General features: G+C 76.5%; 14 protein-coding genes. 3 read left to right on the top strand and 11 right to left on the bottom strand.

The features are described from left to right. Positions 1-441: 441 nt before the first annotated feature. From D459_RS0129810 to D459_RS0129780, 7 genes are all read right to left on the bottom strand, one after another. Positions 442-1,305, bottom strand: a complete 864-nt coding sequence (locus D459_RS0129810) for a DsbA family protein (protein WP_017596653.1) — start codon at positions 1,303-1,305, stop codon at positions 442-444. After that, on the bottom strand, positions 1,302-1,934 hold the full coding sequence (locus tag D459_RS0129805; protein ID WP_017596652.1) for a class I SAM-dependent methyltransferase: 633 nt from the start codon (positions 1,932-1,934) through the stop codon (positions 1,302-1,304). The genes D459_RS0129810 and D459_RS0129805 overlap by 4 nt, the downstream gene beginning before the upstream one ends. A gap of 17 nt (positions 1,935-1,951) precedes the next feature. Continuing rightward, entirely contained in the window at positions 1,952-2,911 is a 960-nt protein-coding gene (locus tag D459_RS0129800; RefSeq protein ID WP_017596651.1) for a M56 family metallopeptidase, read from the bottom strand. Next, positions 2,908-3,285: a BlaI/MecI/CopY family transcriptional regulator gene (locus D459_RS0129795; RefSeq protein ID WP_017596650.1), complete on the bottom strand. Its 378-nt coding sequence runs from the start codon at positions 3,283-3,285 to the stop codon at positions 2,908-2,910. Before D459_RS0129795 ends, D459_RS0129800 begins: the two co-directional genes overlap by 4 nt. Before the next feature lie 235 nt (positions 3,286-3,520). After that, positions 3,521-4,843 (bottom strand): PQQ-binding-like beta-propeller repeat protein, encoded by a 1,323-nt coding sequence (locus D459_RS0129790; protein WP_017596649.1) that lies wholly within the window; start codon positions 4,841-4,843, stop codon positions 3,521-3,523. Further along, positions 4,840-5,772 (bottom strand): cytochrome c biogenesis CcdA family protein, encoded by a 933-nt coding sequence (locus D459_RS0129785; RefSeq protein WP_017596648.1) that lies wholly within the window; start codon positions 5,770-5,772, stop codon positions 4,840-4,842. Before D459_RS0129785 ends, D459_RS0129790 begins: the two co-directional genes overlap by 4 nt. 3 nt (positions 5,773-5,775) lie before the next feature. Then, on the bottom strand, positions 5,776-6,516 hold the full coding sequence (locus D459_RS0129780; protein ID WP_017596647.1) for a DsbA family protein: 741 nt from the start codon (positions 6,514-6,516) through the stop codon (positions 5,776-5,778). Positions 6,517-6,656: 140 nt separating this feature from the next. Here D459_RS0129780 and D459_RS0129775 point away from each other — a divergent pair, with 140 nt between their 5' ends. Further along, positions 6,657-7,124, top strand: coding sequence for a hypothetical protein (locus tag D459_RS0129775; RefSeq protein WP_026120883.1), 468 nt, complete (start codon positions 6,657-6,659; stop codon positions 7,122-7,124). 120 nt (positions 7,125-7,244) lie between these two features. On the opposite strand, the gene aztD is transcribed toward D459_RS0129775, so the two are convergent. The 4 genes from aztD to aztB are packed head-to-tail and all read right to left on the bottom strand — an operon-like array spanning position 7,245 to position 11,486. Then, positions 7,245-8,420, bottom strand: coding sequence for a zinc metallochaperone AztD (gene aztD, locus D459_RS0129770; RefSeq protein WP_017596645.1), 1,176 nt, complete (start codon positions 8,418-8,420; stop codon positions 7,245-7,247). A gap of 59 nt (positions 8,421-8,479) precedes the next feature. Then, positions 8,480-9,412: a zinc ABC transporter substrate-binding protein AztC gene (gene aztC, locus D459_RS0129765; RefSeq protein WP_051065586.1), complete on the bottom strand. Its 933-nt coding sequence runs from the start codon at positions 9,410-9,412 to the stop codon at positions 8,480-8,482. A 5-nt stretch (positions 9,413-9,417) separates the two neighbouring features. Next, the gene (locus D459_RS0129760; protein WP_017596643.1) at positions 9,418-10,605 is read right to left on the bottom strand and encodes a hypothetical protein; all 1,188 of its coding nucleotides are present in this window, start codon (positions 10,603-10,605) and stop codon (positions 9,418-9,420) included. Beyond that, positions 10,602-11,486, bottom strand: coding sequence for a zinc ABC transporter permease AztB (gene aztB, locus D459_RS0129755; RefSeq protein WP_017596642.1), 885 nt, complete (start codon positions 11,484-11,486; stop codon positions 10,602-10,604). The genes D459_RS0129760 and aztB overlap by 4 nt, the downstream gene beginning before the upstream one ends. A gap of 70 nt (positions 11,487-11,556) precedes the next feature. On the opposite strand from aztB, the gene aztA reads away from it, so the two are divergent. Next, entirely contained in the window at positions 11,557-12,213 is a 657-nt protein-coding gene (gene aztA / locus D459_RS0129750) for a zinc ABC transporter ATP-binding protein AztA (RefSeq protein ID WP_017596641.1), read from the top strand. 55 nt (positions 12,214-12,268) lie between these two features. Beyond that, entirely contained in the window at positions 12,269-12,967 is a 699-nt protein-coding gene (locus D459_RS0129745; RefSeq protein WP_026120882.1) for an alpha/beta fold hydrolase, read from the top strand. Positions 12,968-13,588 lie beyond the last annotated feature (621 nt).

The raw sequence follows: 13,588 nt of genomic DNA, 5'->3' as shown, positions 1-13,588 counted from the left end.
CCTCTGCCCGCCCCGACCACTCCCGCCCCGCTCTGCCGCACCGGACCGACCAGCCGGTCCCCCGCCCGCCCTCGCCGCCCGTCTGAACCTGCACTCCGCGAGACGCCGCACCCGACCGACCAGCCGGTCCCCCGCCCGCCCTCGCCGCCCGCTTGAACCCCGCCCCGCGAGACGCCGCACCCGGGCGACCACCCTCGCCCCGCCCCTACCGCTGCCGTCGCCGCCCGCCTGAACCTGCACTCCGCAAGACGCCGCACCCGACCGACTGGTCGGTCCCCCGCCCGCCCTCGCCGCCCGCTTGAACCCCCACTCCGCGAGGCGCCACGCCCGGGCGACCGCCTGCGCCCCGCCCCTTCATCCGCCGTCGCCGCCGGTTTGAGCCTTCACCCTGTGGGGCTCTACGCCTGACCGACTGGCCGGTCCCCTCTCCGCCGTCGCCGGTCAGCCGGCCTGTTCGGCCTCCTCGATCCGCTTCTCGAACTCTTCGACCGGCTGGGCGCCGAAGAACGCCTCACCGTCGATGAGGAACGCCGGGGTTCCGGGGACGCCGAGCGAGAGGGAGAAGTCCAGGTCGGCGTCGACCGCCTCGCGCAGCTCCGGGTCGGCCGCGTCGGCGCGGAACCGCTCGGTGTCCAGGCCCAGCCGCTCGGCGATGGCGGTGAAGGCCTCGTCGTCGGCTCCCTCCGCGCCGGTCCAGGCGTCGGGGTCGGCGTAGAGGGCGTCGTGGTACTCCCAGAACGCGTCCTGGCGTCCGGCGGCGCGCGCCGCGACGGCCGCGTCCTCGGAGACGCCCCCCTTGTAGGGGTAGTCGCGCCAGACCATGAGCAGCCGCCCCTCCTCCACGTACTTCTCGACCAGGTGGGGCTGCTGCTCCTCGGTGAACACGGCGCAGTAGGGGCACCGGTAGTCGCCGAAGACGACCATGTTGACCGGGGCGTCCTCGGAGCCCAGGCGCAGTTCGGGGACGATCTCCGGCGGGCGCGGGCCGGCGACCTCGGGGGCGTCGGAGGGCGAGGCGCTCGGCGACGGGCTGGGCGCGGCGGACGGCTCCGCCGCCCTTCCTCCGCCTCCGCCGGTGTCCAGCACGGTGGCCACGGCGGCGACGGCGATGAGCAGCAGTGCGGCGCCGATGACCAGGGCGGTGCGGCCGGGGCGCGGCAGGCGCCGCCCGGGCCGGGGCGGCCTCCCGGCGGCCGGTGGGACGGCGGTGCGGCCGAGGGCGCCTGCGGAGGCGCCGCTCCCCTCGCTGGGTTCGGCCGCCTCGGGGCCACCGTCCGCGCCGGGATCGGGTGCGTCGCCGGTCATGCCTGCTCCTCCGGGCGCTCGGCGACCACGAGGGTGTCGATCGCCTCGGCCTCGCCGTCCTCGGTGCGCACCGGGCGGAGCACCCTCCCGGCGCGGCCGATGTCCAGGGCGATGCCCTGGTCGCGGGCGGCCGCGGTCAGGTCGGCGGCGATCTCCTCCGCATCGTGCAGGATGGACGGCTCCTGCGGGCCGCCGGTGCCGTGCTCGATGTTGCTCCGGTCGTGGCCGATGCTGACCAGCCGGCCGCCGGGGGCGAGCGCGCGCACCGCGCCGGCCAGGGCGCGGCGCCGCTCCTCGGCGGGCAGGTGCAGGTAGGCCAGGAGCACCAGGTCGTAGCCGCCGGCCTCGGGGGCGTCCGTGCGGGCGTCGGCGACGTCCCACTCCACCTCGGCGCCGCGCTCGGCGGCGAGGCGGCGGCCCCGCTCCACCGCCACCGGGGAGAAGTCGGTGGCCCGCACCCGCCAGCCCTGCTCGGCCAGCCAGACGGCGTTGCGGCCCTCGCCGGCGGCCACGTCCAGCGCCCGGCCGGGGGCCAGGTCCTCGGTCTGCTCGACGACGAAGCGGTTGGGGGCGGCGCCCCAGACCAGTTCGGCGGCGCGGTAGCGCTCGTCCCAGGCGTCGCTGTCCATGGCGTCCTCTTCTTCTCTCACAGGGTGCAGGCGCAGGGCGGGGAGGTGGCCACGGTGATCGCGGCCGATCCGAGGGCCAGGGCCGGCGGGGCGAGCAGCAGCACGGCGGCGGCCCCGGCGGCGACGGCGCGGCGGCGCAGGTCGCCGCCGGCCCGGGAGGGGTCCAGCAGCCGGCGGGCGCGCTGCAGGGTGCAGGCTCCGGAGGCGGCCAGCGCCTCCGGGGAGCGCTCCGCGGGGACGGCCATCGCGCCGAGGGCGTGCAGCAGGGAGGCGGCGCCCACCGAGCGGGCGGCGTGGTCGTCGGCGGCCCACTCGACCAGCACCGGGACCTCGCGGGCGGCGGCGCGCAGCAGCGGGACGCCGGGGAACGCGGCGTTGAGCAGCCGGGCCCAGGAGACCAGCAGGTGGTGCCGGCCGCGCAGATGCGCCTGCTCGTGCGCGAGGACGGCGCGCATCTCCTTGGCGGAGAGCGCGTCCAGGGCGCCCCGGGTCACCACGACGCCGGCGCCGCGGCCGGGGACGCAATAGGCGTCCGGCCGGTCGGTGTCGACCAGCCAGACCGGGCGGCCCGCGAGGGTGCGGCGGCGGGCGCGGGCGGTGAGCCGGCGGTGGTGGTCGCGGCGCCACCGGGCGGTGTCGCGGCTCCGGCGCAGCACCACCCAGCCGAACCGGGCCAGGGCGGCCGCGGTGAGCAGGGCCAGCACCGCGATCGCGGTGCCGGCGCCGTTGCCGCGCATCGCCTGGATCAGGGTGACGCAGGCGGTGACGAACCCCTTGATGCCGGGGCCCATCACCTCGGCGACCAGCATGGCCAGCATGGCGCCCCAGGTGAGCAGCCAGGTGGCGGTGGCCAGGGTCCACAGCCCGAGCATGGCGCCGGGGCGCAGGCCGCCGGCGTGCGCGGCGCGGCCGAGCAGGGCGGGTCCGGCGACGGTGAGCAGCAGGGCGGCCGCCAGGGCCACGGCGACCGCGGTCATGAGTCGGCCTCCTTGGGCACGTCGGCGAGGAGGGTGCGGAGCACGTCGACGTCCTCGGGCGACATGTCGCCGACGAAGCGGAGCAGCGCCGCGCGGGAGTCGCCGCTGTCGGTGAGCGCGCCGTGCATCCGCCGGGCGGCGTAGGAGGCGCGGTCGCGCAGCGGGCGGTAGAACCAGACTCTCCCGGTGCGCCGCCGGTCCACCCAGCCCTTGCGGCGCAGGTTCTCCAGCACGGTGGAGATGGTGGTGTAGGCGGGGGTGCGCCCGGGCAGCGCGTCGACGACGCGGCGGACGCTCATCTCCTCCCCGGCGTCCCACAGCACGTCCAGGACGGACGCCTCCAGCGGCCCCAGCCCGGGACCGGTGTCCTCCATCGCCCTCGCCACCTCCTGTTGCCTCTCTGTCTCCGGTTTCACCTTAGAAGCCTCGCGGGACCGCCCTGCGAACGGACCGCGCGGGGCCGTCCGGGCCGGTTCCGCTCCGGCCGCCGAACGGGCGGGGTTCGGCGCGGTGCGGCGCCGGGCCGGGCGTCCGGTTCCGTTCTCACCTGCGTCTCCTCTGCCGCTTCTCCTCTGCTGCGGGGTCCCGGGCGGGGGCAGGGCCCGGGGGTCATGGGGCGGCCGGGAGGGCGGCGAAGGCGTCGCCGGGACCGTCGGAGGGCACCGGGAGCAGGGCGGTGCCGTCGGGGGCTGCGGCGACCGGGGCGGGCCAGGGGCCTTTGCCGAGGTCGTCGCCGGTGCGCATGTCCACGGCGCGGGTGGTGCTCCCGTCGCTGAGGTAGAGCACGCCGCCGGTGATCGCCTCCGTCCGGGGGGTGTCGTCGGGGCGGTCCCGGCGCCAGAGTTCCCGCGGGTCCTCGGAGCCTGCGTCCAGGCCGATCAGGACGGTGTCGCCACCGGTGCCGCCACCGGGGTCGGCGCCGGTGACGGCGGCCGGCCCCTCCGGGGTGCCGATGAGCCGCGGCTCCGCGCCGCCGCCCAGTTCCGCCAGGAGCTTCCCGGTGCGCAGGTCGTGCACGGTGTAGGCGGCCGGTTCGGCGCCGTCGGCGCGCCATTCCAGGACGGTGGCGGCGCCGGCGTCGGTCTCCGGCCGCGGCCCGGGGGCCGGCGAGGTGCCGGGGGCGTGCTCCGGCGGTTCGAGGCCGCGAGTGCTCCACAGCTCCTCCCCGGTGCCGGTGTCGACCGCGCGCAGCTCCCCGTCCTCCTCGGTGAGCAGGGCGCCCTGGTGCTCGTGGAGGACCGCGGGGCCGCCGTCCTCCTCGTCGGCGGCGACCGCGCCGGTGGAGGGGTCCAGGGCGGTCTTGGGGCCGGTGTCGGTGCTCATGATCGACTTGGTCGGGGCGCCGAACACCAGGCCGGGGCCGACCAGGGTGCCGGGGACCTCGACCGGGCCCCACGCCAGGGCGCCGTCGTCGGGGCGGTAGGCGGCGGCGGTGGTCGTGGAGGCGAGCAGGGCGCGCTCGGGGTCGGCGTCGCTGTCCAGCACCACCACCAGGTCGCCGCCGTCGGCGTCCCGGGTGGCGGCGAACGCGGTGCAGCTGGGGTTCCGGGAGAGCGACCAGCGGGTGGCGCCGTCCGGTCCGACGCCGAGGAAGAGCAGGTCGCCGCCGCTCTCCTCGGGCATGACGGGGCCGACGAAGCCGTCGCCGGAGGCCTTGGGCGGGGCGGAGAACGGGGCCGCCCAGGCGGGTTCGGCCGCCAGGGTGGGCGGGACGCGGTCGGCCGGCACCTCCGGTGCGGGGGCGGGCGGGTCGTCCCGGGGTTCGGCGTCGGCCGGGTCGCCCGGCCCGCCGCAGGCGGCGAGGAGCAGCAGGGCGGCCCCCGCCGCCGCGGCGGCGGGGGCGCGGCGCGCGGCGGCGCGGGCCGCCGGGCGGAGGGGGCGGGCCCGCCGCCGTGCGGGGGCCCGCCTGTCCCGCTCGTCCGGCGGGTTCACCGGGGGTCCCCTCCCCCGTCCCGGGCGGGCTCGCCGTCCGGTGCGGACCCCTCGCCCGCCGCTTCCTCGTTCTCCGGCGCGTCCTCGTCCTCCGGGGCGGTCCGGTCCGCGGCGCCGCGGCGGAGCCGGAGGGCGCGGTAGGCGGCGATGCCGAGCAGCAGCACGGCCAGCGCGCCGAGGAAGACCAGGTCGGTGCGGGCGCCGAGGTGGGACAGCGGCTGCTGGATCCGGTAGGCGAGGTCCTCCAGCCCGCTGGTGCCGGGCAGTGCTGCGGTGCCGTCGTAGAGCAGGAACAGCACGCCGATGCCGATGAACATCAGCCCGGAGAGCAGGCTGGTGGTGTGCAGCCGCATCCGGCCCAGGGTGATCTGGCGGCCGCGCAGCCAGCGCTTGCGGCCCAGGTCGAAGCGGTCCCAGAGCAGGGCGAGGAAGAACAGCGGCAGCGCCATGCCCAGGGCGTAGCAGGCCAGCAGCAGGCCGCCGCGGAGCGGGCCGCCGGTCGCGGCGACGGTGAGCACCGCGCCGAGGATCGGGCCGGAGCAGAAGCCCGCCAGCCCGTAGACGGCGCCCAGGCCGAACACCGGGAGTTTGCCGGTCCGCCCGGAGAAGCGGCCCTGCAGCCGGGCGAGCGGGCCGATGGAGACGCCCAGGCCGAGGATCTGCGCGGCGCCCAGGGCGATGACGGCCCAGCCGGCGACGGCGACCAGCAGCTCCCGGTTGCCGTAGAAGAACCCGGTGACCAGGGCGGAGCCGGCGCCGAGCGGGATCAGCGTGGCGCACAGCCCGGCGTAGAAGACGGCGGTGCGGACCAGCAGGCCGAAGGGGTCGCGGAAGGCGTAGGCGAAGAACGACGGGAGGAGCAGGGCGCTGCACGGGCTGAGCAGCGCCAGCAGTCCGCCGAGCAGGGCCGCGAGGTAGCCGATGTCCACGGGTCAGCCCTCCGCCTCGGCGAGGGCGGTGTCGATGGCGTCGGTGAAGACCTCCAGCGGCTGGGCGCCGATGACGGGGCGGCCGTTGATCAGGAAGGCGGGGGTTCCGCTCACCCCGACCTGCTGGCCCTCGGCGAAGTCCGCTTCCACCGCGGCGGCCAGCTCCTCGTCGTCCAGGTCGGCGGTGAACCGCTCGGCGTCCAGGCCCTCGTCGGCGGCGATGGCGGCCAGTTCCTCCCGGGCCTCGTCCGGGGCGATGCCGTCGAGGTCCTCGTGGGCGGCGTAGACGGCCTCGTGGTACTCCCAGAAGGCGTCCTGCTCGGCGGCGGCGCGGGCGCCGACCGCCATGATCCGGGAGGTCTCGCCCTTGTAGGGGAACTCGCGCCACTCGATGCGCAGGTCGCCGGAGTCGACGTAGCGCTCGACCAGTTCGGGCTGGGTCTCGTTGACCCAGGTGGCGCAGAACGGGCACTGGTAGTCGGAGTAGGCGATGAGCACCACGGGGGCGTCGGTCTCGCCGAGCGCGGTGGGGTCATCGGCGTCCCGGCGGGCCAGGGTCTCGCCCAGTTCCCGCAGGCCGTCGGCGTTGCCGGTGGAGGTGGTGCCGGTGGCCGCCGTCTCCTCCTCGTCGCCGCCGGTCATCTGGACCGCGATCCCGGCCGCGATGGCCAGCACCACCAGGGCGCTGAGCAGCAGCGGCCAGAGCAGGCCGGGGTCCCGCTGGGCGGGTTTCTGACGCGGCATCGGACACCTTCCGGTCGGCGGATCGACGGACTTCTTCTATGCACCATAGAAGTTCCTCTATGCTACATAGAAGTTCCGCGGCGGCCGCCCGTTCACCGGGTGAGCCGCCGCACTCCGAGTACCGAGGGGCGCACAGGGCGATGCGGCAGTGGACGAAGAGGCAGTGGGCGGTGGCCGCCGGCGGGACCGCGGCCGCCCTGGTGGTGCTGGGGATCCCGACCGTGCTGATCCCCAACACGCTGTTCATCCGGGAGATGGAGCCGACCTGGTGGTCGTACCCGGTGTGGGCGGCGGCCGCCGTGCTGTCCGGGCTGCTGCTCGCCACCTACGTGCGCACCGGGCCCGCCCCGCAGAACGGCGCCGCTCCGGACGGTACCCGCCCGGACCGCCGCGGCCTGGGCGGAACGGTGCTGACCTGGTTCGCGATCGGCTGCCCGGTCTGCAACAAGCTGGTCCTGCTCGCCGTCGGCGCCTCCGGGGCGCTCAACTGGTTCGCCCCGCTGCAGCCGCTGCTCGCCCTGGCCGGCCTCGCCCTCCTCGCCGCCGCCCTGCGCACCCGGCTGCGCACCGCCGCCTCCTGCGAGGTGCGCCCCCGGTCGCGGGCGTGAGTTCCCGCACGGCGGTCGGGGCCCGGCGGTGCGCGCCGCCGGGCCCCGACCGCCGCCCGGAGCGCGGACGGCCCGGCCGCCGCACGGGTGGCCGGGCCGGGCCGGGGGAACAGGACCGGGTCAGGCGCCGGTGATCTCGTTGATCGCCTGGGGCAGCTCGGTCTCCGCCCGGACCTCGCCGGATCCGAGGTCCACCGCGTAGAGCCTCTTCTCACCGGGGTCGGTGACGTAGGCGGTGCCGCCGCGGACGTAGAGGGTCGGCCGGGCCTCCTGCCACTCCAGCGGCTCCTTCCACTCGCCGATGACCGGGAAGGAGTCGGTGACCTCGGCGGACTCGGGGTCGATCACGTGGATCGCGCCGTCGGTGCCCAGCACCAGGCCCTCGCCGTCCGGGCCGCGGCCCAGCGACCGGAAGCTGTAGCCGGCCTCCAGGTCGACCAGTTCCAGCTCGCCGGCCTCGGTGTCGATGACCGAGACCCGCTCGGGGCGCTCCAGCTCCGCGTCCGGGTCGGTCTTGTAGTCGCCCAGCACGTAGCGGGACTCCTCGTGCCCGGCCTGGTTGCCGATCCGGCCGTAGTCGTCGGGGCTGTCGATCTTGGTGATCTCCCCGCCGGAGTAGACCAGCGCGCCGTCCTCGCAGCCGATGACGACCGCCTCGCCCTCGGCGGTGGTCTCGCCGTGCACCCCGGGGCACTCCTCGCTGCGCGCGGTCTCCTCCCGGTCGGCGTCGAGCACCTGGATGCCGGGGCGCTCCTCCTCGTCGCCCAGGGTCACCACCATCTCGCCGCTCTCCAGCACCAGGGCGACGCCGTGGTGCGGGTGCTCGGTGGTGTACTTCTCCGCCTCCGGCAGCCCGCCGCCGAGGTCGGCGGGGTCGAAGACGGTGACCTCCCCGGCGCCGTCGGAGAACAGCGCGGTCCTGCCCGCGTGGTGCACCACGTGGCCGGGCTCGGGCGCCTCGAACTCGTCATCGGTCAGCTCGGCGCCGGCGGCGTCGAGCACCCGGAAGCCGGTCGAGGTGGAGACCAGCACGTGCCGGCCGTCGCCGGCCGGGTTGAGCCGGTTGAAGCCCTCCAGCCCGATGTCCTCGACCACGTCGAGGGTCTCGGGGTCGATGATGTAGAGGCCGCCGTCGTAGGTGGCGACGATGGGGTCCTCCACCTTGGCGGGGGCCTCCTCCCCGGAGGCCTCCCCGGCGGAGCCCCCGCCGCCGCAGGCGGTGGCGGCCAGGCCGAGCGCGGCCAGGGCGGCCGGCAGCGCCGCGCGGCGCCGGGTCCGGTGCGGGTGGTGCGTCATGTGCTGCTTCCGTTCTCTCGGAGGGGATGGGGAGCGGGGGGAGCGGGGGCGCGGGCGGCTCAGCCGGTGAGGCCGTCCGCGATGGCCTCGGTGTTGGCGCGGGTCATCTCCAGGTAGGTGGCGGCCCCGCCGCCCTCCTCGGTGAGGGACTCCGAGTAGAGCGGCACCACCTCGATGTCCAGGCCGGCCTCCTCCGCCATCACCCGGGCCAGCCGGTCCGGCTGGGAGGAGTCGGCGAAGACCGCGGGCACCCCGGCCTCCTCGACCGCGTCGGCGAGCGACTTGAGGTCGGAGCCGCTGGGCGAGGCCAGGGTGGTGCCGCTGGGGACGACCGCGCCGACCACCTCGAAGCCGTAGCGGTCGGCGAGATAGCCGAACACGTGGTGGTTGGTGACCAGGCGGCGCCGGTCCTCGGGGATCCCGGCGAACCGCTCCTCGGCCTCGGCGTGCACCTCGCCGATCCGCTCCCGGTACTCCTCGGCGTTGGCCCGGACCCGCTCCGGGTCGGCGCCGGCCACGTTCCGCACCACCTGCTCGGCGATGGCGTCGACCACGTCGCCGGTGCGCACCGGGTCGGTCCAGAAGTGCGGGTCGGGTTCGCCGGCGGTCTCGCCCCCGGTGTAGTCGAGGGGGTCGGCGTGCTCGCCGGCGGCGAGCACCGGCACGCCGGCCTCCTCGGCGGACTCGACGCTGCGCAGCACGCCCTCCTCCAGGCCGAGGCCGTTGTAGACGACCAGTTCGGCCTCTTCCAGGGCGGCGGCCTGCTTCGCCGAGATCCCGAAGGAGTGCGGGTCGGCGTTGGGCTTCATCAGCACCGTCACCTCGGCCTGGTCGCCGGCGATGTTGCGGGTGATGTCGCCGAGGATGTTGGTGGTGACGACGATGCCGGAGCGCTCGCCGCCGAACGCGGCGCAGCCGGACGCCGCGGCGCCCAGCGCCAGGGCCAGCGCGGCCGCCCCGGCAGCGCGCGCGGTGCGCGGTGCGGAGGCCATCGCGGTCACCACCCCGTCTCGACCATGAGCGCGGGGGCGAAGTCCAGTTCGAAGGTGCGGGCGGTCCGCAGGTCGTCGTTGTAGTCGATCTCGTGCACGGCCTTGCCCTCCGGGTCGTTGACGTAGGCGCGGGCGGTGTCGATGGCGACGGCGGGCGGCGGCCCGTCCCCGCCGGGGTCCCCGATCAGTTCGGTCTCGGCGGTCTGCTCGCCGGTGGCCGGGTCGTAGGAGCGCAGCGCGCCGTCCTCGCCGAGGACCAGCACCGGCATGTCCTCGCCCGCGGCGCTCGCCGCGAGGGCGGGGCCGGTGTCGAGCAGGGTCCACTCGGCGGCGCCGACGTCGAGCACCCACACCCCGCCGTCGGCCGGGCCGGCCAGCACCGGCGCGCCGGGGCGGTGGTACAGGCCCCGGGCGGGTCCGGCGCCGGCGCCGTCCGGGTAGGGGATCTTCTCCGCCGCGATCCCGGGATCCTCGCCGTCGCCCTCGGTGAGCAGCAGGGCGCCGTCGGAGCAGCCCAGCACCGCGCCGCGGCGGGTGACGGCCTGGCCGCGGGGGTCGGGGCAGTCCTCGCCGACCCCGGCGCCGGCCGGTTCGCCGTCCCGGTCCAGCACGGCGACGTCGCCGGAGCGGTCGGCGGTGACCAGGTGCCCGGCGTAGGCGAGGGCGGCCTCGCCGGCGGGCGCCGCCTTCTCCTCGACCTTCCCGTCCTCCAGGGCGGCGCGGTCCAGCGCGCGCAGCCGGTCGCCGCCGCCCAGCACGGTGACGGCGGTGTCGCCGGCGGCCCAGGCCCCGGCGCCTCCGCCGACCTCGCCGACGGTGCGCGCCTCGGCCTTGTAGTAGTGCACGTGGTCGCCGTGGTCCACGGTCCAGGTGCCGCTGTCGAAGACGGCGGTGCCGGCGTCGCCGCCGATGTAGGCGAACCGGCCGTCGGTGGCGGCGTGCTCGGCGCCGGGGGCCTCGCCGGCCGGCGCGACCTCCTCGGTGGCCGGGTCGAGCATGTGCAGGCCGCCGCCGGGGTCGGCCATGACCAGGCGCCACTGCGCCTCCGCGGTCTCCTCGGCGCCTTCGACGTAGCCGTGCGGGACGGACTCCTCCGCCGCCTCGGGCTCCCCGCTCTGCGCGGTGCAGCCCGCGGCGAGCAGCCCGGCCGCCGCGAAGGCCGCGGCCGCCCTTGTCGCACTGTCGGTTCTCATCGGATGCTCTCGTGCTCCTTGCCGTGCTCGGGGGCGTGGTCGGGGACGGGGAGGGGGCGGGCGGGGCCGCGGTCGCGCACCGCCGAGGCCAGTGCGGACAGGAAGAACAGGGCCACCGCGACGGCCGCGATGGTGGCGCCGGCGGCGGTGCCCAGGTGCCAGGAGGCGAGCAGGCCGGCGGCGACCGAGGCCGCTCCGAGCAGGGCGGCGCCGAGCATGATCACCGGGATCCGCCGGGCCCACAGCGACATCGCCGCGGGCGGGGCGATGAGCAGCCCGAACACCAGCAGGGTGCCCACCACGTGGAAGGACGCGACGATCGCCAGCGTCACCAGGGCGAGCATGGCCAGGTGCGCGGCCCGGGGGCGCAGGCCGAGCGTCTCGGCCTTGCGGGGGTCGAAGGCCAGGGCGACGAAGGCCCGGTGCCCGAGCAGCGCGATCGCGGCCGCGGCGGCCAGCGCCGCGGCGAGCACGAGCAGGTCGCGCTCGCGGACGGCGAGCACGTCGCCGAAGAGGAAGCCGGTCAGGTCGACCGCGAACGACCGGGAGTGGGACACGATGATCACCCCGGCGGCGAGCATCCCGACGAACAGCAGGCCGATGCCGGTGTCCCGGGAGAGCCGGCCGCTGCGGGTCAGCGCGGTCACCCCGAGCGCCATCGCGACGGCGCTGGCCGCGGCGCCGAGGAAGAGGCTGCCGCCGAGCAGCGAGGCCAGGGCGACGCCGGGGAGCATGCCGTGCGACATCGCGTCGCCGAGGAACGCCATGCCGCGCAACACCACCCAGGTCCCGGCCAGCGCGCACACACCGGAGACGAGCAGGCCCCCGACCAGCGCGCGGGCGACGAAGGAGACCTCGAAAGGGGCGATCAACCACTCCATGCCGGACACAGTACAATGAAAATCATTATCATTGTCAACTGGAGGAAAAGTGAACACATCGCCCACCGCCGTGCGGCTGAGCTCGGTGTCCGCCGGCTACGGCCCGCACCGGGTGCTCGACGGGGTGCACACCGCCCTGCCCGCCGGCCGGACCACCGCCCTGGTCGGCGCGAACGGCTCCGGGAAGTCGACCCTGCTGGCCGTCCTCGCCGGGGTGCACGCCCCCGCCTCCGGCTCGGTGCACCGGGACCACCGGCACCGCCCCGCCCTGGTCCTGCAGCGCAGCGCGGTGCCCGACGCGCTCCCGGTGACGGTCCGCGACACCGTCGCGATGGGGCGGTGGGCGATCCGCGGCCCGTGGCGGCGGCTCACCGCGAACGACCGCTCGGTGGTCGACGCCTGCCTGCACCGGCTCGGCATCGCCCACCTGGCCGGGCGCCGCCTCGACGAGCTCTCCGGCGGCCAGCGCCAGCGCGCGCTGCTCGCCCAGGGCCTGGCCCAGGAGTCCGACCTGCTGCTGCTGGACGAGCCCGCCACCGGCCTGGACTCCGCCGCCCAGGAGGCGATCCTCGACCTGATCGACGAGGTCCGTGCGGAGGGCACCACCGTCGTGCACGCCACCCACGACCCGCGCGCCGCCCGCCGCGCCGACCACTGCCTGCTGCTCACCGCGGGCCGCGTCACCGCCGAGGGCGCCCCCGCCGACGCCCTGCAGGCCGTCGGGTAGCCGGCCGCCGGTGCGCCCCCGCCGGATTGTCGGACCGGCGCCCTACCCTGCCGCCATGGCGGAATTCGTACTCACTGCAGGGGCCTGGCTCGGCGCGTGGGCGTGGGACGGGGTGGTGCCGGAGCTGCGCGCGGCCGGCCACGGCGCCCACCCGCTGACCCTGTCCGGCGTCGCCGAGCGGCAGGACGAGCCGGTCGGCCCGCAGACCCACGTCCAGGACATCGTCACCGAGGTAGAGCGGCGCGACCTGCGCGGCGTCGTGCTGGTCGGGCACAGCTACTCCGGGATCCCGGTCGGCCAGGCCGCCGAGCGGATCGGCGACCGGCTGGCCCGGGTGGTGTTCGTCGACTCCAACGTCCCGGCCGACGGGGAGTCCTTCGTCTCCCCGTTCCCCGTGGAGGGAGCGCAGCTGGAGGCGGAGATGGCCGCGAACGGCGGCGCCTGGCCCCCGCCGGACGTGTCCGAGCTCGGCGACCAGGGGCTCACCGCCCAGCAGCTCGACCGGTTCGCCCGCGAGGCGACCCCGCACCCGGGCGCCTCACTGACCGACCGGGCGGTGCTGGACCGCCCGCTCTCCGAGCTCCCCGCCACCTACATCAAGTGCCTGCTCGACGGCGCCGTGCCCAACCCGGACGTGGTCGAGCTGCTGAAGAGCGACCGGTGGCGGCTGGTGGAGATGCACACCGGCCACTGGCCGATGTTCTCCCGCCCACAGGAACTGGCCCGGATCCTGCTGGAGGCCACCGACTCCTGACCCGCCGCCCATTCCGGACCCAGGCGTCGATCTCGGCGTTGTCGCCGCCTCACCCGGCGGCGCCCAAAGGACCGGCCGACCGATCGGGCGCGGCGCCCCGCGGAGCGAAGGTCAAGACGGGCGGCGACGGCGCAGGCAGGAGCGGGCTCCGGCGCCTCACCCGGGCGCGGCGTCTCACGGGACCGGGCTTCAAGCGGGCGGCGAGGGCGGCGGCGAGGACCGGCCGGTCGGTCGGGTGCGGCAGAGCAGGGCACGGCGGTCGGGGCGGGGGCAGGCGGCGGGTTCGCCGTGCCCGCGTCGCCCAGGCGGCGTGGCCGGCCGCCCGCGAAACCGCTACCCCTCCCTGACCTAGGCAAATACGCAGGGTGATGGCGAGGCAGGGCGCCCTGCGCACCGCGAGAGCACCCCGGTGATTCCCGGGCGCGCATCCCGGCCCGGATCGGCCCTCTCGGGGCCCGAAACACCCTGATCGAGCCGGTGTTGGAGGGTTCGAGCCGCCCGCAAGGCCGCAAAGCAGGGGCCCGAAACCAGGGAGGAGCAGAGGCGGGGGCGGGGTGTCGCTTTTGTCCTGCCGAGAGGGCCCGCCTTGGCCACTCCGGGTAACCGGAGAGGGGGGAACGG

It is taken from the genome of Nocardiopsis potens DSM 45234, from assembly GCF_000341105.1.
In the GTDB taxonomy this organism is placed as follows: Bacteria; Actinomycetota; Actinomycetes; order Streptosporangiales; family Streptosporangiaceae; genus Nocardiopsis_A; species Nocardiopsis_A potens.
This window is presented reverse-complemented; position numbering and strand designations above follow the sequence as displayed.